The organism is Streptomyces sp. NPDC004732, from assembly GCF_040609235.1.
Classification (GTDB): Bacteria; Actinomycetota; Actinomycetes; order Streptomycetales; family Streptomycetaceae; genus Streptomyces.
This window is the reverse complement of sequence record NZ_JBEXJR010000022.1, coordinates 1-18606: the sequence shown is the minus strand read 5'-3', so window position 1 is coordinate 18606 and position 18606 is coordinate 1. Positions and strand designations below refer to the sequence as shown.

The following is an 18606-nucleotide window of genomic DNA, read 5'->3' as shown; positions in this document are numbered from 1 at the left end:
TCAGCCATGGCCGGTGGCCGACGTCCCGCTCAGAGGACCATTTCGTATGCCACGCATACTGCGGTCGCAGTACGCCGCCTCTCGCGTCACTCCACCCGTGGACGCACCAGGCCCGATTCGTACGCAATGACCACGAGTTGAGCCCTGTCGCGGGCGCCGAGCTTCGCCATCGCGCGGTTCACATGGGTCTTCACGGTGAGCGGGCTGACCTCGAGGCGGTCGGCGATCTCGTCGTTCGAGTGGCCGCCCGCGACCTGGACGAGGACCTCGCGCTCGCGTCCGGTGAGCGCGTCGAGCCGCTCACCGCGCGGGCCGTCGCCGTCCATCCCCTCGCCCTGCGCAAGGAACTTGGCGATCAGGCCCTTGGTGGCCACCGGGGAGAGCAGCGCCTCACCGGCCGCCGCGATGCGGATGGCACCGAGCAGTTCGTCGGGCTCCGCCCCCTTGCCGAGGAACCCGGAGGCGCCCGCGCGCAGCGACTGCACCACGTACTCGTCGACTTCGAAGGTCGTCAGCATCACCACGCGCACATGCGCGAGCAACGGGTCCGCGCTGATCATGCGGGTGGCGGCGAGGCCGTCGGTGCCGGGCATCCGGATGTCCATCAGGACCACGTCGGCCCGTGCCGACCTGGCGAGCGCGACCGCCTCCGCCCCGTCGGACGCCTCACCGACCACCTCCATGTCGGATTCGGAGTCGACGAGCACCTTGAACGCGCTGCGCAGCAGCGCCTGGTCGTCGGCGAGCAGTACGCGGATCGTCACGCGGTCCCTCCCTTTGCCGTGGTCACGGGCAGGATCGCATGGACGCGGAAGCCGCCTCCGTAGCGGGGCCCCGCCGAGCAGCTGCCGCCGAGCGCGGAGACGCGTTCGCGCATGCCGATCAGGCCGTGGCCGCCGCCGGTGTCCTGCTCGGCGTCCCGCTCGGCGCCCTTTCCGGGGCCGGGGCCGTCGTCGATGACGGTGACCTCCACGTTCGGGCCGACGCGGACGACGCTCACCTCGGCCTTGGCGTCCGGTCCCGCGTGCTTCTGCACATTGGTCAGCGCCTCCTGGATGATCCGGAACGCGGCGAGGTCGACGGCGGCCGCCAGGTCCAGGCCCACCTGGCCCAGGGCCACTTCCACCGGCAGGCCCGCGTTGCGGAACGTCTCGACGAGCTCGTCGAGCCGGTGCAGTCCCGGGGCCGGTTCGGTGGGCGCCTCCGGGTCGCCGGTCTGCCGCAACAGGCCCACGGTGGCGCGGAGTTCGTTGAGGGCGGAGCGGCTGGCGTCCCTGACGTGCGAGAGGGCTTCCTTGGCCTGGTCGGGGCGCTTGTCCATGACGTGCGCCGCGACTCCGGCCTGCACGTTGACCAGGGCGATGTGGTGGGCGACCACGTCGTGCAGGTCGCGGGCGATCCGCAGCCGCTCCTCTGCGACGCGGCGCCGCGCCTCTTCCTCCCTCGTGCGTTCCGCCCGCTCGGCGCGCTCCCTTATGGCGTCGACGAAGGCGCGGCGGCTGCGCACCGCGTCGCCCGCGGCGGCGGCCATGCCGGTCCAGGCGAAGATGCCGAGGTTCTCCTGCGCGTACCAGGGCAGGGGGCCGCCCGAGAGCATCGCGACGCCGGTGAGGCCCGTCATCGTGACGAGGCCGATCCGCCAGGTCGTGGAGCGGTCCGTGCGGGCGGCGACGGTGAACAGCGCGATGACCGCGCACATCACGACGGGGGCGCGGGGCTCGCCGGTGAGCAGCTCGACGATGGAGGCGCCGCAGGTCGCGGCAAGGACGGACCAGGGGGCGCGGCGGCGGAAGACGAGGGCGAGCGCGCCGAGCGTCATGAGGATCAGGCTCGGGACGTCGGGGGTGCGGGTGCCCCAGGTGGGGCCGTGCTCTCCGTTCGGCTCCGCGAAGGAGCCGACGACCATGCAGACGAGGACGGCGAGGGCGAGCAGCGCGTCCACCGCCAGCGGGTGTGTTCTGGCCCAGCCGCGGCCTCGTACGAGAGTGGTCACTGGCTCAACGTTACGGGGGCTGGCCGGGGGCCTTGGGCGGAATCCCGGGTTGTACGTCGTCCTCGGGGCGGTGGGGGCTTGTTGCGCAGTTCCCCGCGCCCCTTACGGGGCGGTCTCGGTCGTGCGGATTCCGCGGGGCGGTGGGGGTTGTTCGCGCAGTTCCTCGCGCCCCCTACCGGGCGGTCCCGGTTGTGTGTTTTCCGCGGGGCGGTGGGGGCTTGGCGCGCAGTTCCTCGCGCCCCTGGCTGCGCCTTCGGGTGCGGGGCGGATGTGGCTGAGCGCGCCGTTCCCCGCGCCCCTTACGGGGCGTCCGAGGGTGTCAGCCTGGGATTAGGCCGTCGTCGCTCAGCATGTCTCGGACCTCGTCCAGGGTGGCGTCCTGGGCGGGGAGGATCAGTTCCGAGGGTTCCAGGGCGTCGTCCGGGAGGGGAGTGCCGAGCTCCCGGACCTTGTCCAGGAGCGCGTGGAGCGTGCGGCGGAAGCCAGGCTCGTCGCCGCTCTCCATCTCCTCCAACAGGTCGTCGTCCAGCTTGTTCAGTTCGGCGAAGTGGCTGTCCGCCAGCTCCACCTGCCCCTCCCCCATGATCCGTACGATCATGTCGTCCTCCTCAGGACGTGCGTAGGGCTACTGCTTGTCGAAGCGCGGGGTGTCCTGGGGCTGCTGCGCCTGGGGCTGGCCCTTGCCGCCCTCGATCGCCTGCGTCCCGCTGCTGGAACCTCCGGCCAGCTCGGCCTTCATGCGCTGCAGTTCCAGCTCTACATCAGTACCACCGGAGAGGCGGTCCAGCTCGGTCTGGATGTCGTCCTTGGCGAGTCCGGAGGAGTCGTCGAGGGCTCCGGAGGCGAGCAGTTCGTCGATCGCACCGGCCCGCGCCTGGAGCTGCGCGGTCTTGTCCTCGGCGCGCTGGATCGCCATGCCGACGTCGCCCATCTCCTCGGAGATGCCGGAGAAGGCCTCGCCGATGCGGGTCTGCGCCTGCGCCGCGGTGTACGTGGCCTTGATCGTCTCCTTCTTGGTGCGGAAGGCGTCGACCTTGGCCTGGAGGCGCTGGGCCGCGAGGGTGAGCTTCTCCTCCTCGCCCTGGAGCGTCTGGTGCTGCGTCTCCAGGTCCGTCACCTGCTGCTGGAGCGCCGCGCGGCGGGACAGGGCCTCGCGGGCCAGGTCCTCACGGCCGAGCGCCAGCGCCTTGCGGCCCTGGTCCTCAAGGGTCGAGGACTGCTTCTGGAGCTGCGTCAGCTGCAGCTCGAGGCGCTTGCGGGACGTCGCCACGTCGGCAACGCCGCGGCGCACCTTCTGCAGCAGCTCCAGCTGCTTCTGGTACGAGTAATCGAGGGTCTCGCGCGGGTCCTCGGCCCGGTCAAGGGCCTTGTTCGCCTTCGCGCGGAAGATCATCCCCATACGCTTCATGACACCGCTCATGGGCTTCGCGCGCCCCCTTCTGACGGACTTCCAGCTCCAGGTACTGCTCAGAACCCACAGTACGGGCCCTGCATCCATTACCGCACTGTTCGCGGGCGGATGCGCTCATCCCCAAGGACGACTGCATCGCGCACCGCTCCGGCGTAAGGAGTAGGTGCACCCCTGTGAGCCGACCCCGAGGGGGCGGGACCGCACCGCCGAACCGGGCGCATACGGCCTGCTACGTCCCATTGGGCACGTAATCAAGACGCGCGGTGTTGCCGGATCGTTCCCCTCCGGCGGACATCCATGTCCCCGCACCCCGTACCCTTGGATTTTGTGTTCCGTAGCCGATCCAAGGATGAGAAGGCCCCGGCTGTTCAGGCGCCGGTGACCGACTCCACCCAGCCCCGTGACCCGCAGGCCCCCAAGGGCCGCCCCACCCCCAAGCGCGCCATGGCCCAGTCCCAGCGCCGCAGCGTGACCAACACGCCGACGACGCGCAAGGAGGCCGCCAAGCGGCAGCGCGACGAGCGCCGCACGCAGATGGCGAAGCAGCGCGAGGCGATGGCCAGCGGTGACGAGCGGTTCCTGCCCGCCCGTGACAAGGGTCCTGTGCGCAAGTTCGCGCGCGATTTCGTGGACTCGCGCTTCTGCGTCGCCGAGTTCTTCCTGCCCCTCGCGGTGATCATTCTCGTGCTGAGCATCGTCCAGGTGCCCCAGCTGCAGAACGTCGCGCTGCTTGCCTGGCTCTTCGTGATCGTCCTGATCATCGTCGACTCGGTCGTCACCGCGCTCCGCCTCAAGAAGCGCCTGGCCGAGCGCTTCCCGAGCGAGAGCAAGAAGGGCGCCGTTGCCTACGCCCTGATGCGCACGCTCCAGATGCGCCGACTGCGGCTGCCGAAGCCGCAGGTCAAGCGCGGAGCGCGGCCCTGAGCGGATTCACCGGCGGCGCCGGCGCCTGGCTGGAGAAGCTGGGCGGCCTGCGCAACGCCGTTCGCCAGGAGCTGGTGGCGCGCCAGCTCGACGAGCAGATAGCCGGACGCTTCCCCGTGGGACAGCGGCTCCGGGTGCTCGACGTCGGCATGGGCCAGGGCACGCAGGCACTGCGGCTCGCCCGCGCCGGTCACAAAGTGACGGGCGTCGAGCAGGACACCGCCATGATCGCCGCGGCCCGCGCGTCGCTCGCCGCCGAGCCCGAGGGCATCCAGGGACGGGTGCGGATCGTCGAGGGCGACGGGCACCAGACCGGGGTGCACTTCCTGCCCGGCAGCTTCGACGTCGTGCTCTGCCACGGCGTTCTCATGTACGTGGAGGAGCCCGAGGCGCTCCTCGCCGGTCTCGCCCGGATGCTGGCGCCCGGCGGGCTGCTCTCACTCCTCGTGCGCAACGCGGAGGCGCTGGCCATGCGGCCCGGCCTGGCCGGGGACTGGGCGGGGGCGCTCGCCTCCTTCGACTCCGTCACGTACCGCAACCGGCTCGGCATCGACGCCCGCGCGGACCGGCTCGACCGGCTGACCTCCGCGCTGGCGGGGATCGCGGCGCCGCTGCAGGTCTGGTACGGGGTGCGGGTCTTCACCGACACCGTGGCCGACGGTGCCGTCATGCCTCCCGAGTGGGAGTTCGAGGCGCTGCTCGCCGCTGAGGAGCGGGCGGGCCGTACCGATCCGTACCGGCGGGTCGCCGCCCTTCTGCATCTCTGCGGAGTGCGGGACTAACGGGACTAACGGGACTAAGAAGGCCAGGGGTTTTCACGTCACCGGCACCGCCGTGCGGTCTGCGCACCTGGTGCCGGTGACGCCTGTTCGGCCCCCTAAGACAGGGCCATACCGCCCGACAAATCCGACACTCGGGGCATGACTGCCTCACGTACCCGTACCCGCGTCCATGCCCGTGCCGTCTCCGTTCCGCTGGTCGCCGCCCTGTCCGCCGTCGCGCTCGTCGGCGGCTGCGCCTCCTCGGACTCCGGCGACTCCGGCAGGTCCACCACGCAGGCCGCCCCGGCCGCCGCGAGCGACCTGCAGGACGACTACCAGAAGGTGATCAAGGACGTCCTGCCGTCCGTCGTCCAGATCGACGCCGCCGACAGCCTGGGCTCCGGGGTCGTCTACGACGACAAGGGGCACATCGTCACCAACGCCCACGTCGTGGGCAAGGAGAAGCGGTTCAAGGTGACGACGGCAACCGGCGAGCAGGCCCTGACCGCCGATCTGGTCGCCTCCTACCCGGAGCAGGACCTCGCGGTCATCAAGCTGAGCGACGTGCCGGACGGTCTGAAGGCCGCGGAGTTCGGCGACTCCACCAAGGCCGAGGTCGGGCAGATCGTGCTGGCCATGGGCTCCCCGCTCGGTCTGTCGTCCAGCGTCACCCAGGGCATCGTGTCGGCCACCGGGCGCACCGTCAGCGAGGGCCGCTCGGGCGGTGGGACCGGGGCCACCATCGCCAACATGGTGCAGACCTCGGCGGCGATCAACCCGGGCAACAGCGGCGGCGCGCTCGTCGACCTCGACGGGAAGGTCATCGGCATCCCCACGCTCGCCGCGAGCGATCCGCAGATGGGCGACAGCGCCGCCCCGGGCATCGGCTTCGCGATCCCGTCCTCGATGGTGAAGACCGTCGCCGACCAGATCGTCAAGAGCGGCAAGGTGACCGACTCGGGCCGGGCCGCGCTCGGCATCACGGGCCGCACCGTTCTCGGCGACGACTACAAGCCCGCGGGCGTGGCCGTCGTGGAGACGCAGGACGGCGGCGCGGCGGCGAAGGCGGGGCTGGCGGCCGGGGACATCATCACCGGGCTCGGCGACGACGCCATCACCACCATCAACTCGCTCTCCGAGGCGCTCGCCTCGGACAAGCCGGGCCAGCAGGTGAAGGTCACGTACACGCGTGACGGTGCCGAGAAGACCGCCGAGGTCACCCTCGGGGAGATCTAGCCGTCGCGCACGGGCAAGAGGCGGCGACCGTGGCCCGGCCGCCGCCTCCCGTGTCGCGCGTGCAGGTCAGGCGGAGGCGTCCTCGGAGTCCTCCGCGCCCTCCATGTGCAGGCTCATCGGGCCGTAGATCTCGTTAGCGTCCTCGAAGAGGGTCACCTGGTCGGCGCCGCCGTCGGCGAGCGCCTTCCAGCACTCACCGACCCAGGACTCGGCGTCGCCCTGTGTGGTGAACTCCTCGGGCTGGACCGCGGGCTGGACCTCTGTCCCGTCCGCCTTCTCGAACCGCCACGTCCATGCCGCCATGTCAGCCTCCCGAAGGTCCCGTAGCGGTATGAGAACCGCCTGAATCCGTTGGAAGCCTAGCCGGGCGCGCGGCGCTGGACCCGGCGCGGGAGGATCTTCGTGTGGAACTGACTCTGCTCGGCACCGGCGCCCCCGGTGGGCTGCCCCTCCCCGACTGCCCCTGCGCGGTCTGCGCGACCGCGCTCGGCGATGCGGCGCGCGCCCCCACCGCGCTCCTCGTGGACGGCGTCCTGCTGCTCGACCTCACCCCCGGCGCCGCCTTCGCGGCCGCCCGCGCCGGGCACTCGCTCGGCGGAGTGCGCCAGGTCCTCCTCTCCCACCCGCACGACGGACCCGCCGTCGAGGTCCCCGCGGGGCTGCCGCAGCCGGGGCGGGTGGCCGACGGGCGGGAGCTCGCGCTGCTCACCGGGCACCGGGTGCGCACGGTGGCGCTGGACGCGCCGGGTTCCGGGTACGAGGTGACCGGGCCGGACGGGGAGCGGCTGCTCTACCTGCCGCCGGGCGGGGCGCCCGCGGGGCTCAGCGAGGGGAACGGCGGCGCGCAGGGGCGCGGTGAGCGGGCCCCGTACGAGATGGTCGTCGCCGATGTCCTCGGCCGTCCCGACGGGCTCGCCCGGCTGCGTGCGGCCGGGGCCGTCGGGCCCACCACCGACGTGCTCGCGGTGCACATCGGCCACGAGGCGCCGCCCGGCGCGGAGCTGACGCGCCGTCTCGCCGCCGCGGGGGCGCGGGCCGTGCCCGACGGGTCGACGCTCGTGATCGGCGCGTACGAGGACGTGCCGGACGTGCCGCGCCGGACGCTGGTCCTCGGCGGCGCGCGGTCGGGCAAGTCGGTGGAGGCCGAGCGGCGTCTTGAGGCCTTTCCCGAGGTGCTGTACGTGGCGACCGGCGGGACCAGGGGCGGCGACACCGAGTGGGCGCAGCGGGTGAGCGTGCACCGCGAGCGGCGCCCCGGTTCCTGGCGCACCACGGAGACCTGCGACCTCGTCCCGCTGCTCGCGCAGGACGGCCCCGCGCTGCTCATCGACTGTCTGTCGCTGTGGCTGACCCACGTGATGGACGAGGTGAAGGCGTGGGACGACGACGAGTGGGCGGGCGGTGGGGAGCGTGAGCTGCGGCGGCGGGTCGCCGAACTCGCGGACGCGGTGCGGGCGACCCGGCGCACGGTCGTCGCCGTCTCGAACGAGGTCGGCTCCGGGATCGTCCCCGCGACCGCGTCGGGCCGCCGCTACCGCGACGAACTGGGCCGCCTGAACACGGTGTTCGCCACCGAGTGCGAGCACGTGCTGCTCGTGGTGGCCGGGCAGGCCCTGTCGCTGCGCGGCTGAGCTGCGGCGCGGGCCCGGGGAGGTCTGGGGAGGCCCGGGAGGCCTGGGGATCCGCCGGAAGGCTCTCAGGTGTCCGCGCCCCTGCGGGCGATGACCCGGTAGGTGTTGGCGAAGCCGGTGCGGGTGAGCAGGGGCCGCAGGAGCGTGTCGAGGGCGCGGGCGGACGCCACCAGCGGCACCGACATCCCCTGTGCGGCCCGGCGCAGCCTCAGCTGGAGCGGGGGCGCGGGCTTGGCGCGCCACGGGACGTCGGGCCCGGGGATGCGGCGGTCGAGGAAGAGCTCGACGGCCGTGCTCAGGTCGAGCGGGACGTGCGCGGCACGGCGCTCGACGGCGACGACCGTGAAGCCGAGCTCCGTCAGCTCCGCGCGGAGGTTGGCGAGCGGCACGAGGTGCAGGTGCCGCGGCTGGCCGTACGACGCCCACCACTTGCCGAGCAGCCCGGCGTAGCGGCACTCGGGATCGGGGGCCTCGATCATCAGGTGCCCGCCGGGGCGCAGCACGGTTCGCGCGGCTCTGAGCTCCTCGCGGGGGTCGGGGCCGCACTGCAAGGTGTGGAACATGCTCAGCGCGTCGTAGCGGCCCGCGAGGGAGTCCGCGAGCGCGGTGAGGGAGCCGCGGTGGCCCTCCTCGATGCGGCCGCACCGCAGCCCCTCCAGGACACCGGCGCCCTCGTCGAGGCCGTCGAAGGCGGTGTACGGCAGGACCTGCCTGGCCAGCGCCGGGAAGTGCGCGTCGCCGGTGCCGACGTCCAGCCAGCACTCGGGCTCGTCGAGGACGCGCAGTGCGCGGGCCCTTGCGTGGGCACGGCTGCGGGTGCGGGCGGCGGAGAGGCGGCGCTCCTCGGTGCCCTCGCGCGCGTCCCTGCGGTAGAAGGCCAGTCCGTCGGGGGTGAGCCGGGGGTTCTGGAAGGAGTGGCCACAGTCCCCGCACCGGTCGAGCGTGAAGCTGCCCGGCTTGCGCTGGACCAGGTCGGTGGTGCGGAGCCTGGCCCGCAGGCGCGCGGAGCCGCACCAGGGGCAGTCGGTGCGGCGGGGCTCGTGGAACCGCTCGGTGCCCTGGGCGAGTTCGGCGAGGTAGGCGGGACGCCGGTCGGCGACGCGCTGGGCGGCATCCGTGGTCATGGTCGCACTCCTGGAAGAAGCCGAGACAAACAGGAACGTAAAGGATCATTCCCGCATATGCGGTGACACCATGCATGGCGCGGCTCGCAGGGCCGTTCGAGCGACACCGGCACCGCTCCCGGTACTGTTCGCCGAATGAGCTCGCTGAATCTCGACGACTTCACCGACCTGATCGAGCGGCCCGACGGCGGGGTGCGCCGCGACGCCGAGGACCGCAGGGCGCGGCAGACCGTGCCACCCGGCTCGCTCGGCCGTCTCGACGAACTCGGCGAGTGGCTCGCCGCGGCCCAGTCCTCGGTGCCGGTGCGGCCGGTCGCGCGGCCGCGCGTGGTCCTCTTCGCGGGCGACCACGGCGTCTCCGAGCTCGGTGTCTCGGTGCGGCCCGCGGGGAGCGCCGCCGAACTCGTACGTTCCGTGCTGGCCGGTGAGACCCCCGCGGCCGTTCTCGCGCGCCGCCTCGAAGTGCCCGTCCGCGTCGTCGACATGGCGCTCGACTGCGACCCGGAGGAGCTGCCCGCCGAGGTCGCGGGCCACCGGGTGCGGCGCGGCTCGGGACGCATCGACATCGAGGACGCGCTGACCGTCGAGGAGGCGGAGCAGGCGCTGCGCGCGGGCATGGCCGTCGCCGACGAGGAGGCGGACTCGGGCACCGATCTGGTGGTGCTCGGCGATGTCAGCGTGGGTGGCACGACGCCCGCCGCGACACTGGTGGCGGCGCTGTGCGGGACCGACGCCTCGGTGGTGACCGGGCGGGGCGGCGAGCCCATCGACGACCTGGCGTGGATGCGCAAGTGCGCGGTGGTGCGGGACGCGCTGCGGCGGGCCCGGCCCGTGCTCGGCGACCAGTTGGAGCTGCTCGCCGCGGTGGGCGGCGCCGATGTGGCGGCGATGACGGGCTTCCTGCTGCAGTGCGCGGTGCGGCGCACCCCGGTGATCCTGGACGGCGTCGTCGCGTCGGCGGCCGCGCTGGTGGCCCAGCGGGTCGCCTTCCGGGCGCCGGACTGGTGGCTCGCGGGGCACGACAGCGGGGAGCCCGCCCAGGCGAAGGCGCTCGACCGGATGGCGCTCGAACCGCTGCTCTCGCACGGCGTGAAGGTCGGCGAGGGCGCGGGGGCACTCCTTGCGCTGCCGCTGGTGCAGGCCGCGGCCGCGCTGGCGGCGGAGCTGCCGGAGCGGAAGCCCTCGGAGGCGGCGCAGGCACCCACCGAGAGCTAGGGTCTGTCCGGCAAGTCCGAATTCGAATCGGGCAGAACCCCTAGATCACCTGCAATGGGCCACGGCCCATATGATCCCTTTTCATGGGAGATGAGCAGGTCGTCGCCGGGCGACAGAAATCACGCACCGTCATACAGCGCCGCGCCGCGGGGTTTGCCGTCTGGTACCTCCGGGCCGTTACGTTCATCAACTTCCTGAGCGCGGTCTGGGTCTCCCTCGGGCAGGACCTGCGGCAGCACAACACGGCGAACTACTTCACGCCGTACATGCTGACCGCGGGCTTCGCCTCGGGGGCGTTCACGCTGTTCCTGGCGATCACCATGCGGCGCCGCAAACGCGCCGCCTGGATCCTCAACCTCGTACTCAGCGGGCTCTTCCTGCTGCTCTTCGCCTTCGCGATGATCTTCCCGGAGATCCGTGCGTACGCGCAGAACTGGATCTCCCTCGCCCTGACCGCCGCCTTCGTCGCGGCGCTCCTCGTGGGCCGCCGCGAGTTCTACGCGAAGGGCGACCGCGCCAACCCGAAGCTGGCCTCGGTCGTCGCGGTCGGCGGGCTCCTGGTGACCTCGCTGATCGCCACGCTGCTCGTCACCGTCACCAACAGCGCCCACGACGACTACCGCTCGACCTTCCTCGACCGCTGGCGCTACGGCGTCATGCGCCTGGTCTCGCTGGCCGCCGACGACAAGCGCTTCGAGGGCATCGCCACGCCCGGCTGGGTCAACGTCGCCATCAACGTCCTGAGCGCGCTGCTGCTCTGCGCCGTGCTGTACGCCGCGTTCCGCTCCCGCCGGGCCGTCGACCCGCTCACCGAGGACGACGAGGAGAAGCTGCGCGCGCTGCTCGACCGGCACGGCGACCGCGACTCGCTCGGCTACTTCTCGCTGCGCCGCGAGAAGAGCGTCGTGTGGTCCCCGACCGGCAAGGCGGCCGTCGCGTACCGCGTCGTCGGCGGGGTCTCGCTGGCCTCGGGCGACCCCATCGGCGACCCGGAGGCCTGGCCCGGCGCGATCGAGCCCTGGCTGGCCGAGGCCCGTGAGCACGGCTGGATCCCCGCCGTGATGGGCGCCAGCGAGGAGGCGGGCACCATCTACGCCCGGCACGGCCTGGACGCCCTGGAGCTGGGCGACGAGGCCATCGTGGAGATCGCCGCCAAGGGCGAGGCCTCCAAAGAACACTTCACGCTGGAGGGGCGAGCCATGCGCACCGTCCGGCAGGCCTACAACCGCGTGAAGCGCGCCGGATACACGGTCCGCATCCGCCGCCACGAGGACATCCCCGCCGACGAGATGGCGACCCTCCTGGAGCGCGCCGACGACTGGCGCGACGGAGCCACCGAACGCGGCTTCTCCATGGCCCTCGGGCGACTCGGCGACCCGGCGGACGGCCGGTGCGTGATGCTCGAATGCACGGACAAGAACGGCGAGTTGAGGGCCGTGCTGTCCTTCGTCCCGTGGGGGCCGCACGGGCTCTCCCTCGATCTGATGCGGCGTGACCGCGACTCCGAGAACGGCCTGATGGAGTTCATGGTCATCGAACTCCTGCAGTACGCCCCCGAGATCAAGATCACTCAGGTGTCGCTCAACTTCGCGATGTTCAGGTCGGTCTTCGAACGTGGCTCGCGGCTCGGCGCGGGCCCGGTCCTTCGTCTGTGGCGGTCGCTGCTCAGCTTCTTCTCCCGGTGGTGGCAGATCGAGTCCCTCTACCGCGCCAACGCCAAGTACCGGCCGATCTGGGAACCCCGCTTCCTTCTCTTCGAGAAGAGCATCGACCTGCTGCGCATCGGTGTCGCCTCCGGCCGCGCGGAGGGCTTCCTGGAAGCGCCGGGCCTGCCGAAGTGGCTGCACCGCAAACATCTGGAGTCGAGACGATGAGCACCCTGGCCCGCCACGCCCGCGCCGAGTGGGGGCCACTCTTCTCCACCGTGCGCGGCGCGCTCGCCACCCGAAGATGGCGGGCCGTGCCCATGACACTGGCGGCGGTCTGCCTCACCGCGCTCTGCCAGTACGTGCAGAACCAGCCGTGGGGCTACCAGTTCATCCAGAACGTCGGCTGTGTGCGGGCGGAGGACCCGCTCTGGCTCTCCCTGCTCCGCACCCCGCTCTCCCTCTTCGTGCCCGCCCTCGACCTGCCGGTGTGGGGCGCGCTGGTGCAGATCCTGCTCGTCTTCGGTATCGCGGAGATCTGCCTGGGCCGGTGGCGCACGCTCGTCATCGGATACGCGGTCACCCTCGCAGGCACGCTCTACGCGCGCGTGGCCATCTCGCTGGGCCCCGAGAACCCCCTCGGGCTGCCCGCGTCCGACGCCCAGGTCGTCGACACAGGACCGTCGGCCGCCGTCGTCGGCCTCGCCGTCTTCGTGTGCTGGCGCTACCGCGCGTACTTCACCGCGGCCCTGGTCAGCGCCCTGATGGTCGTCGAGGTACTGGTCAAGAACAACCTCGCGGGCAAGGAGCACATCGCCGCGATCGCCGCCGTGCTGGTGCTGTGCGTGCTCTCGGCGGCGGCACGTCACCGGGACGGCGGCACACGGTCCGACGAATCCGATGACGATGATGACGACGCCGATGATGACGACGACGTCGAAGACACAGACGAGGGTCCCGGCGTGAAGCCGCCGATCCAGTCCTGAAGCCTGCGGCGCTTGCCCGCCCAGCGGCGGTCGTGCCGGAAGGCCCGCAGCCCCGCACGCGCGCGTGCCCGGTGCCGGTTGCGGTAGAAGCGCCGGGCCCACGCCGATCCCGGCCGGGCCAGGCGGATCGCGCCGACCAGCGCGACGAACGGGATCACCATGCCGATCAGGGCGGTGCGCAGCTTGCCCTTGAGGAGCGCGATCAGGGCGAAGGCGCAGTTGATGCCGATGTTCAGCGCGAACAGCCCCCGGTTGTGCCGCTCCATCGGCGTCAGGTCGTTCACCCCGAACGGTGTGAAGCCGGTGAGCACGAGCACCACAAGGGCGGCCGTGAGCATCACGACCTCCACGCTCTTGCGGCCCTGCTCGCTCCAGTACACGTCGTCGAGGTGGAGGATCAGCGCGAACTCGTCGAGCACGAGACCGGCGCCGACGCCGAAGATGACGGCGGCGTACAGCGGCCCGCCGCCGTGCCGCCCCGCGGCCACCCCCCAGAACCCGCCGACCAGCATCAGGAAGATCCCCGGCACGACGTGGTGGATGTGCACGTCCCCCGTGCTGATGTTCCGGAACGGCCCCTTGCCCGCCCTGATCAGCCGCGTGATGGTCCGGGTGACCAGGAACGACCCCACGAACGAGAGCAGCGCGAGCAGCAGCGGCAGCTTCCCCGGCTCGACTATGTTCCGGTACCACCAGTCGCTCATGCGGCCCACCAGTCGTTCATGCGCCCATCCTCCGTCCGGGAAGAGCGATCCGCAGGCCGGAACGTTCCCGCGGGGTAGCCTTCCGCGGTGTCCAGAACCTCCCCCGCCGACGGCATACGTTTCGCCTTCGGCACCCTCACCGCACTCCCCGTCAGGGTCACCCGCTGGGACCGCGAGGCCGCGCGCGACGGCATGCAGTGCGCCCCGCTCGCCGGTCTGGTCGTCGGCCTCTGCGCGGCGGGCGTCGGCGGTGTGCTGACGGTCCTCGGCGCGGGCCCCCTGCTCGCCGCCACGGCGACCGCGGCGACCCCCGCCGCCCTCACCCGCGGCCTGCACCTCGACGGCCTCGCCGACACCGCCGACGGCCTCGGCAGCGCCAAGCCCGCCGACGACGCGCTGCGCATCATGAAGCAGTCCGACATCGGCCCCTTCGGCGTCATCACCCTGCTGTTCGTGCTGTTCGCCCAGGTGGCCGTGTTCTGCCAGCTGTACGAGACCTCGTGGGCCCGCGGCGCCTTCGCCGCCGTCGTCTCGGCGACCGCCGCGCGCCTCGCCCTCACCCTGGCCGCCCGCGACGGGGTGCCCCCGGCCCGCCCCGAGGGGCTCGGCGCCGCCGTCGCCGGAGTGGTCCCGCGGGCCCGCGCGGCAGGCGTCGCCGTCCTCGTCGTGTGCGCCGCCGCGGCCGCGGGCCTGCCGTTCGGGGTGGGCGGCGTCGTGCGGGGCGCGGCGGCCGTCGTCCTCGCGCTCGGCGCCGCCGAGTTGCTGCTCCGGCACTGCGTCCGACGCTTCGGCGGGGTCACCGGGGACGTCTTCGGCGGGCTCGCCGAGACGGCGGCGACCTGCGCCCTGGTCGTGCTCGCCCTGGGCTGACACCGCGCCCAACACACACAGTGAGGCGCACCGCAGCGCTCACGGGCGTAGGCTCGCGACGGGCTCACCACCCCACAGCCCGACGAAACTCACTGAAAGAGGACCTCACCACCGTGACTGCTCTGACTCTCAGCACCGCCGCCGCGACCGGCCTGCGTGCCGACGCGATCGTCGTCGGTGTCGCTAAGGGCGCTGGATCCAAGGGGGGCCTGGTCGTCGCTCCCGGCGCCGAGGCCGTGGACAAGGCGTACGACGGCAAGCTCGCGTCCGTCCTGGAGACCCTCGGCGCCTCGGGCGGCGAGGGTGAGGTGACGAAGCTTCCGGCGCCGTCCGGTTTCAAGGCCCCCGTCGTCGTCGCGGTCGGTCTCGGCGAGGTCCCGGAGAAGGACGAGACGTACGGCACGGATGCCCTGCGCCGCGCCGCCGGTGCCGCCGCCCGCGCCCTGACCGGCTCGAAGAAGGCCGCGTTCGCGCTGCCCGTCGAGGACGCCGAGGACGCCGGTGCCCTGGCCGAGGGCGCCCTGCTCGGCGCCTACTCCTTCGACGCGTACAAGGGCATGGCCGACGCCAAGTCCGCGAAGAAGAACGGCAAGGGTGCCAAGGCGCCGCTGGCCGAGGTCGCCCTGCTCGGCGGCAAGCCCCGCGACAAGGCGTACAAGGCCGCCGTCGACCGTGCCGTCGCCGTCGCCGAGGAGCTCAACCGCGCCCGCGACCTGGTGAACACCCCGCCGAACGACCTCAACCCCGAGGCCTTCGCCGCCGTCGCCCAGGCCGCGGCCAAGGAGCACGGGATCAAGGTCCAGGTGCTCGACGAGAAGGCCCTCACCAAGGGCGGCTTCGGGGGCATCCTCGGCGTCGGCGTCGGCTCCGAGGCCCCGCCGCGCCTGGTGAAGCTCTCGTACACGAGCTCCAAGGCCAAGAAGCACCTCGCCTTCGTCGGCAAGGGCATCACGTACGACTCGGGCGGCATCTCGCTGAAGCCCGCCGGTCACAACGAGACCATGAAGTGCGACATGGCCGGTGCCGCCGCGGTCTTCGCCGCCGTCGTCGCCGCCGCGCGCCTCGGCCTCGAGGTGAACGTCACCGGCTGGCTGGCGCTCGCCGAGAACATGCCGTCCGGCTCCGCGACCCGCCCCGGCGACGTCCTGCGGATGTACAGCGGCAAGACCGTCGAGGTCCTCAACACCGACGCCGAGGGCCGCCTGGTCCTGGCCGACGCCATCGCCAAGGCCTCCGAGGACCAGCCCGACGCGATCGTCGACGTGGCGACGCTGACCGGCGCCATGATGATGGCCCTCGGCAACCGCACCTTCGGCATCATGGCCAACGACGACGCCTTCCGGGCCTCGATCCACGAGATCGCCGAGGAGGTCGGCGAGCCCTCCTGGCCGATGCCGCTCCCCACCGACCTGCGCAAGGGCATGGACTCCCCCACCGCCGACATCGCCAACATGGGCGAGCGCATGGGCGGCGGCCTGGTGGCCGGTCTCTTCCTGAAGGAGTTCGTCGGCGAGGGCATCACCTGGGCCCACCTCGACATCGCGGGCCCGGCCTTCCACGAGGGCGCCCCGTACGGCTACACCCCCAAGGGCGGCACCGGCTCCGCGGTCCGCACCCTGGTCCGGCTCGCCGAGCACACCGCCTCGGGCGACCTGGGCTGATCGCGTACGTGCCGAGGGCCCCGGACCCGACTGGTGTCCGGGGCCCTCGGCGGTCTCCGGGTTTCGCCCTCGACGAAATCCGTACGTTCGTACGCAAGAGATAGCCCTGGAGACGGTCGATACGACGTCTCACAGCCTGGCCCGGCGTCCCGTCTCCGGCCGACAAGTGCGAAGATGGGTTCTCGGCAGGACAGGGCCCCCACCAAAGGGCCGAAACAAGAGCGGCCGAATACCAGCCGACCGACCGGTCGTCCCCCGCGAAAAGGGGTCCGGCGTACGGCGCACATGCATGGAGGACGTGACGTGGCGAACGACGCCAGCACCGTTTTCGACCTAGTGATCCTCGGCGGCGGTAGCGGCGGCTACGCCGCGGCCCTGCGCGGAGCGCAGCTGGGCCTGGACGTCGCACTGATCGAGAAGAACAAGCTCGGCGGCACCTGCCTGCACAACGGCTGCATCCCCACGAAGGCGCTGCTGCACGCCGGCGAGATCGCCGACCAGGCGCGCGAGGCCGACCAGTTCGGCGTGAAGGCCACCTTCGAGGGCATCGACATGGCGGCCGTCCACAAGTACAAGGACGACGTGATCTCGGGCCTCTACAAGGGTCTGCAGGGTCTCGTCGCCTCCCGCAAGGTGACGTACATCGAGGGCGAGGGCAAGCTCTCGTCGCCGACCTCCGTGGACGTGAACGGCCAGCGTGTCCAGGGCCGCCACGTCCTCCTCGCGACCGGCTCCGTGCCGAAGTCGCTGCCGGGCCTGGAGATCGACGGCAACCGCATCATCTCCTCGGACCACGGCCTGACCCTGGACCGCGTGCCGAAGTCCGCGATCATCCTGGGCGGCGGCGTCATCGGCGTCGAGTTCGCCTCGGCGTGGAAGTCCTTCGGGGCCGACGTCACGGTCGTCGAGGGCCTCAAGCACCTCGTGCCGGTCGAGGACGAGAACAGCTCCAAGCTTCTTGAGCGCGCGTTCCGCAAGCGCGGCATCAAGTTCAACCTGGGCACCTTCTTCGAGAAGGCCGAGTACACGCAGGACGGCGTGCGGGTGACCCTCGCCGACGGCAAGACCTTCGAGGCCGAGGTCCTCCTGGTCGCCATCGGCCGCGGCCCCGTCTCGCAGGGCCTCGGCTACGAGGAGCAGGGCGTCGCCATGGACCGCGGCTACGTCCTGGTCGACGAGTACATGCAGACCAATGTGCCGACCGTTTCGGCCGTGGGCGACCTGGTGCCGACCCTCCAGCTCGCGCACGTCGGCTTCGCCGAGGGCATGCTGGTTGCGGAGCGCCTGGCCGGTCTCAAGACCGTTCCGGTCGACTACGACGGCGTGCCGAAGGTGACGTACTGCCACCCCGAGGTCGCCTCCGTGGGCATCACCGAGGCCAAGGCCAAGGAGATCTACGGCGCGGACAAGGTCGTCGCCCTCAAGTACAACCTCGCGGGCAACGGCAAGAGCAAGATCCTCAAGACCGCGGGCGAGATCAAGCTCGTCCAGGTCAAGGACGGTGCCGTCGTCGGCGTCCACATGGTCGGCGACCGCATGGGCGAGCAGGTCGGCGAAGCCCAGCTGATCTACAACTGGGAAGCGCTGCCGGCCGAGGTCGCCCAGCTCATCCACGCCCACCCGACGCAGAACGAGGCGCTGGGCGAGGCGCACCTCGCCCTGGCGGGCAAGCCGCTGCACTCCCACGACTGACCCTCAGTCATCGGGCGCGACGACCAGACTTCCGCAATTTCGTAAGGAGCAACCGAAACCATGGCGGTTTCCGTATCCCTTCCGGCGCTCGGCGAGAGCGTCACCGAGGGCACTGTCACCCGTTGGCTGAAGGCCGAAGGCGAGCGCGTCGAGGCCGACGAGCCGCTGCTCGAGGTGTCGACCGACAAGGTCGACACCGAGATCCCCTCCCCGGCCGCAGGCATCCTGGCCTCCATCAAGGTCGCCGAGGACGAGACCGTCGAGGTCGGCGCCGAGCTGGCCGTCATCGACGACGGCTCCGGCGACGCGGGCGGCTCGGCCGCCCCGGCGCAGGCCGAGGCCCCCGCCGCCCCCGCCCAGGAGGAGGCCCCGCAGCAGGCGGCCCCCGCCCAGGCCGAGGCGCCCGCCGCCCCGGCTCCCTCCGGCGGTTCCGCCGAGGGCACCGAGGTCACCCTGCCCGCGCTCGGCGAGTCCGTCACCGAGGGCACCGTCACCCGCTGGCTGAAGGAGGTCGGCGAGGAGGTCGCGGCCGACGAGCCCCTCCTCGAGGTCTCGACGGACAAGGTCGACACCGAGATCCCCTCGCCGGTCGCGGGCGTGCTGCTCGAGATCGTCGTCGGTGAGGACGAGACCGCCGAGGTCGGCGCCAAGCTCGCCGTCATCGGTGCGGCCGGTGCCGCTCCGGCGCAGGCCCAGGCCCCGGCGGCCCCGGCCGCCCCGGCCAAGGAGGAGGCCCCGGCTCCGGCCCCGGC

17 protein-coding genes and 1 pseudogene are annotated in these 18606 nt (G+C 72.1%); 11 read left to right on the top strand and 7 right to left on the bottom strand.

What is annotated here, in order from left to right; all coding sequences use genetic code 11:
• Positions 1–86: 86 nt before the first annotated feature.
• The 4 genes from ABZV77_RS39970 to ABZV77_RS39955 all read right to left on the bottom strand — a co-directional run bounded on the left by ABZV77_RS39970 (position 87) and on the right by ABZV77_RS39955 (position 3413).
• Positions 87–764 carry a response regulator transcription factor gene (locus tag ABZV77_RS39970; RefSeq protein WP_356267848.1) on the bottom strand — a complete coding sequence of 226 codons (678 nt, stop codon included), beginning with the start codon at positions 762–764 and terminating at the stop codon, positions 87–89.
• The gene (locus tag ABZV77_RS39965) at positions 761–1993 is read right to left on the bottom strand and encodes a histidine kinase (protein ID WP_356267846.1); all 1233 of its coding nucleotides are present in this window, start codon (positions 1991–1993) and stop codon (positions 761–763) included. Before ABZV77_RS39965 ends, ABZV77_RS39970 begins: the two co-directional genes overlap by 4 nt.
• A 319-nt stretch (positions 1994–2312) precedes the next feature.
• Positions 2313–2591 (bottom strand): hypothetical protein, encoded by a 279-nt coding sequence (locus ABZV77_RS39960; RefSeq protein WP_356267844.1) that lies wholly within the window; start codon positions 2589–2591, stop codon positions 2313–2315.
• A 27-nt stretch (positions 2592–2618) separates the two neighbouring features.
• Positions 2619–3413: a PspA/IM30 family protein gene (locus tag ABZV77_RS39955; protein WP_356267842.1), complete on the bottom strand. Its 795-nt coding sequence runs from the start codon at positions 3411–3413 to the stop codon at positions 2619–2621.
• A gap of 288 nt (positions 3414–3701) precedes the next feature.
• Here ABZV77_RS39955 and ABZV77_RS39950 point away from each other — a divergent pair, with 288 nt between their 5' ends.
• From ABZV77_RS39950 to ABZV77_RS39940, 3 genes are all read left to right on the top strand, one after another.
• Positions 3702–4328: a DUF3043 domain-containing protein gene (locus tag ABZV77_RS39950; protein ID WP_356267840.1), complete on the top strand. Its 627-nt coding sequence runs from the start codon at positions 3702–3704 to the stop codon at positions 4326–4328.
• 74 nt (positions 4329–4402) lie between these two features.
• Entirely contained in the window at positions 4403–5110 is a 708-nt protein-coding gene (locus ABZV77_RS39945; protein WP_356267838.1) for a methyltransferase domain-containing protein, read from the top strand.
• Positions 5111–5248: 138 nt separating this feature from the next.
• Positions 5249–6325: a trypsin-like peptidase domain-containing protein gene (locus tag ABZV77_RS39940; RefSeq protein ID WP_356267836.1), complete on the top strand. Its 1077-nt coding sequence runs from the start codon at positions 5249–5251 to the stop codon at positions 6323–6325.
• 66 nt (positions 6326–6391) lie between these two features.
• Here the strand turns inward: ABZV77_RS39940 and ABZV77_RS39935 are convergent, their stop codons facing one another.
• Positions 6392–6628: a hypothetical protein gene (locus tag ABZV77_RS39935; protein WP_356267834.1), complete on the bottom strand. Its 237-nt coding sequence runs from the start codon at positions 6626–6628 to the stop codon at positions 6392–6394.
• A gap of 101 nt (positions 6629–6729) precedes the next feature.
• Between ABZV77_RS39935 and ABZV77_RS39930 the strand changes: the two genes are divergently transcribed.
• Complete coding sequence (locus ABZV77_RS39930) at positions 6730–7956, top strand: bifunctional adenosylcobinamide kinase/adenosylcobinamide-phosphate guanylyltransferase (protein ID WP_356267832.1); 1227 nt, start codon at positions 6730–6732, stop codon at positions 7954–7956.
• 65 nt (positions 7957–8021) lie between these two features.
• Here ABZV77_RS39930 and ABZV77_RS39925 read toward each other — a convergent pair whose 3' ends face one another.
• On the bottom strand, positions 8022–9080 hold the full coding sequence (locus tag ABZV77_RS39925; protein WP_356267830.1) for a class I SAM-dependent methyltransferase: 1059 nt from the start codon (positions 9078–9080) through the stop codon (positions 8022–8024).
• 135 nt (positions 9081–9215) lie between these two features.
• On the opposite strand from ABZV77_RS39925, the gene cobT reads away from it, so the two are divergent.
• The 3 genes from cobT (at position 9216) to ABZV77_RS39910 (ending at position 12927) form a co-directional block, all read left to right on the top strand.
• Positions 9216–10295 (top strand): nicotinate-nucleotide--dimethylbenzimidazole phosphoribosyltransferase, encoded by a 1080-nt coding sequence (gene cobT / locus ABZV77_RS39920; RefSeq protein WP_356267829.1) that lies wholly within the window; start codon positions 9216–9218, stop codon positions 10293–10295.
• A gap of 83 nt (positions 10296–10378) precedes the next feature.
• A complete protein-coding gene (locus tag ABZV77_RS39915; RefSeq protein WP_356267827.1) occupies positions 10379–12169 on the top strand; it encodes a phosphatidylglycerol lysyltransferase domain-containing protein in 1791 nt (596 codons plus the stop codon).
• Positions 12166–12927, top strand: coding sequence for a hypothetical protein (locus tag ABZV77_RS39910; RefSeq protein ID WP_356267825.1), 762 nt, complete (start codon positions 12166–12168; stop codon positions 12925–12927). The genes ABZV77_RS39915 and ABZV77_RS39910 overlap by 4 nt, the downstream gene beginning before the upstream one ends.
• Here the strand turns inward: ABZV77_RS39910 and ABZV77_RS39905 are convergent.
• A pseudogene (locus ABZV77_RS39905) lies at positions 12906–13631 on the bottom strand (hypothetical protein); the annotation flags it as partial. The gene ABZV77_RS39910 and the pseudogene ABZV77_RS39905 sit on opposite strands and share 22 nt — an antisense overlap.
• Before the next feature lie 87 nt (positions 13632–13718).
• Here ABZV77_RS39905 and ABZV77_RS39900 point away from each other — a divergent pair.
• The 4 genes from ABZV77_RS39900 to ABZV77_RS39885 form a co-directional block, all read left to right on the top strand.
• Positions 13719–14501 carry an adenosylcobinamide-GDP ribazoletransferase gene (locus tag ABZV77_RS39900; RefSeq protein WP_356267823.1) on the top strand — a complete coding sequence of 261 codons (783 nt, stop codon included), beginning with the start codon at positions 13719–13721 and terminating at the stop codon, positions 14499–14501.
• A gap of 113 nt (positions 14502–14614) precedes the next feature.
• Entirely contained in the window at positions 14615–16162 is a 1548-nt protein-coding gene (locus ABZV77_RS39895; RefSeq protein ID WP_356267821.1) for a leucyl aminopeptidase, read from the top strand.
• A 303-nt stretch (positions 16163–16465) separates the two neighbouring features.
• Positions 16466–17854 carry a dihydrolipoyl dehydrogenase gene (gene lpdA, locus ABZV77_RS39890; RefSeq protein ID WP_356267820.1) on the top strand — a complete coding sequence of 463 codons (1389 nt, stop codon included), beginning with the start codon at positions 16466–16468 and terminating at the stop codon, positions 17852–17854.
• Positions 17855–17914: 60 nt separating this feature from the next.
• The coding region (locus ABZV77_RS39885) for a biotin/lipoyl-containing protein (protein WP_356267818.1) at positions 17915–18606 on the top strand (692 nt) is incomplete at its 3' end.

Coding starts and splice junctions, on each gene's coding strand:
- ABZV77_RS39960 (WP_356267844.1), bottom strand. CDS start 2,591: ATGATCGTACGGATCATGGGGGAGGGGCAGGTGGAGCTGGCGGACAGC.
- ABZV77_RS39955 (WP_356267842.1), bottom strand. CDS start 3,413: ATGAGCGGTGTCATGAAGCGTATGGGGATGATCTTCCGCGCGAAGGCG.
- ABZV77_RS39950 (WP_356267840.1), top strand. CDS start 3,702: ATGTCCCCGCACCCCGTACCCTTGGATTTTGTGTTCCGTAGCCGATCC.
- ABZV77_RS39940 (WP_356267836.1), top strand. CDS start 5,249: ATGACTGCCTCACGTACCCGTACCCGCGTCCATGCCCGTGCCGTCTCC.
- ABZV77_RS39935 (WP_356267834.1), bottom strand. CDS start 6,628: ATGGCGGCATGGACGTGGCGGTTCGAGAAGGCGGACGGGACAGAGGTC.
- ABZV77_RS39925 (WP_356267830.1), bottom strand. CDS start 9,080: ATGACCACGGATGCCGCCCAGCGCGTCGCCGACCGGCGTCCCGCCTAC.
- cobT (WP_356267829.1), top strand. CDS start 9,216: ATGAGCTCGCTGAATCTCGACGACTTCACCGACCTGATCGAGCGGCCC.
- ABZV77_RS39915 (WP_356267827.1), top strand. CDS start 10,379: ATGGGAGATGAGCAGGTCGTCGCCGGGCGACAGAAATCACGCACCGTC.
- ABZV77_RS39910 (WP_356267825.1), top strand. CDS start 12,166: ATGAGCACCCTGGCCCGCCACGCCCGCGCCGAGTGGGGGCCACTCTTC.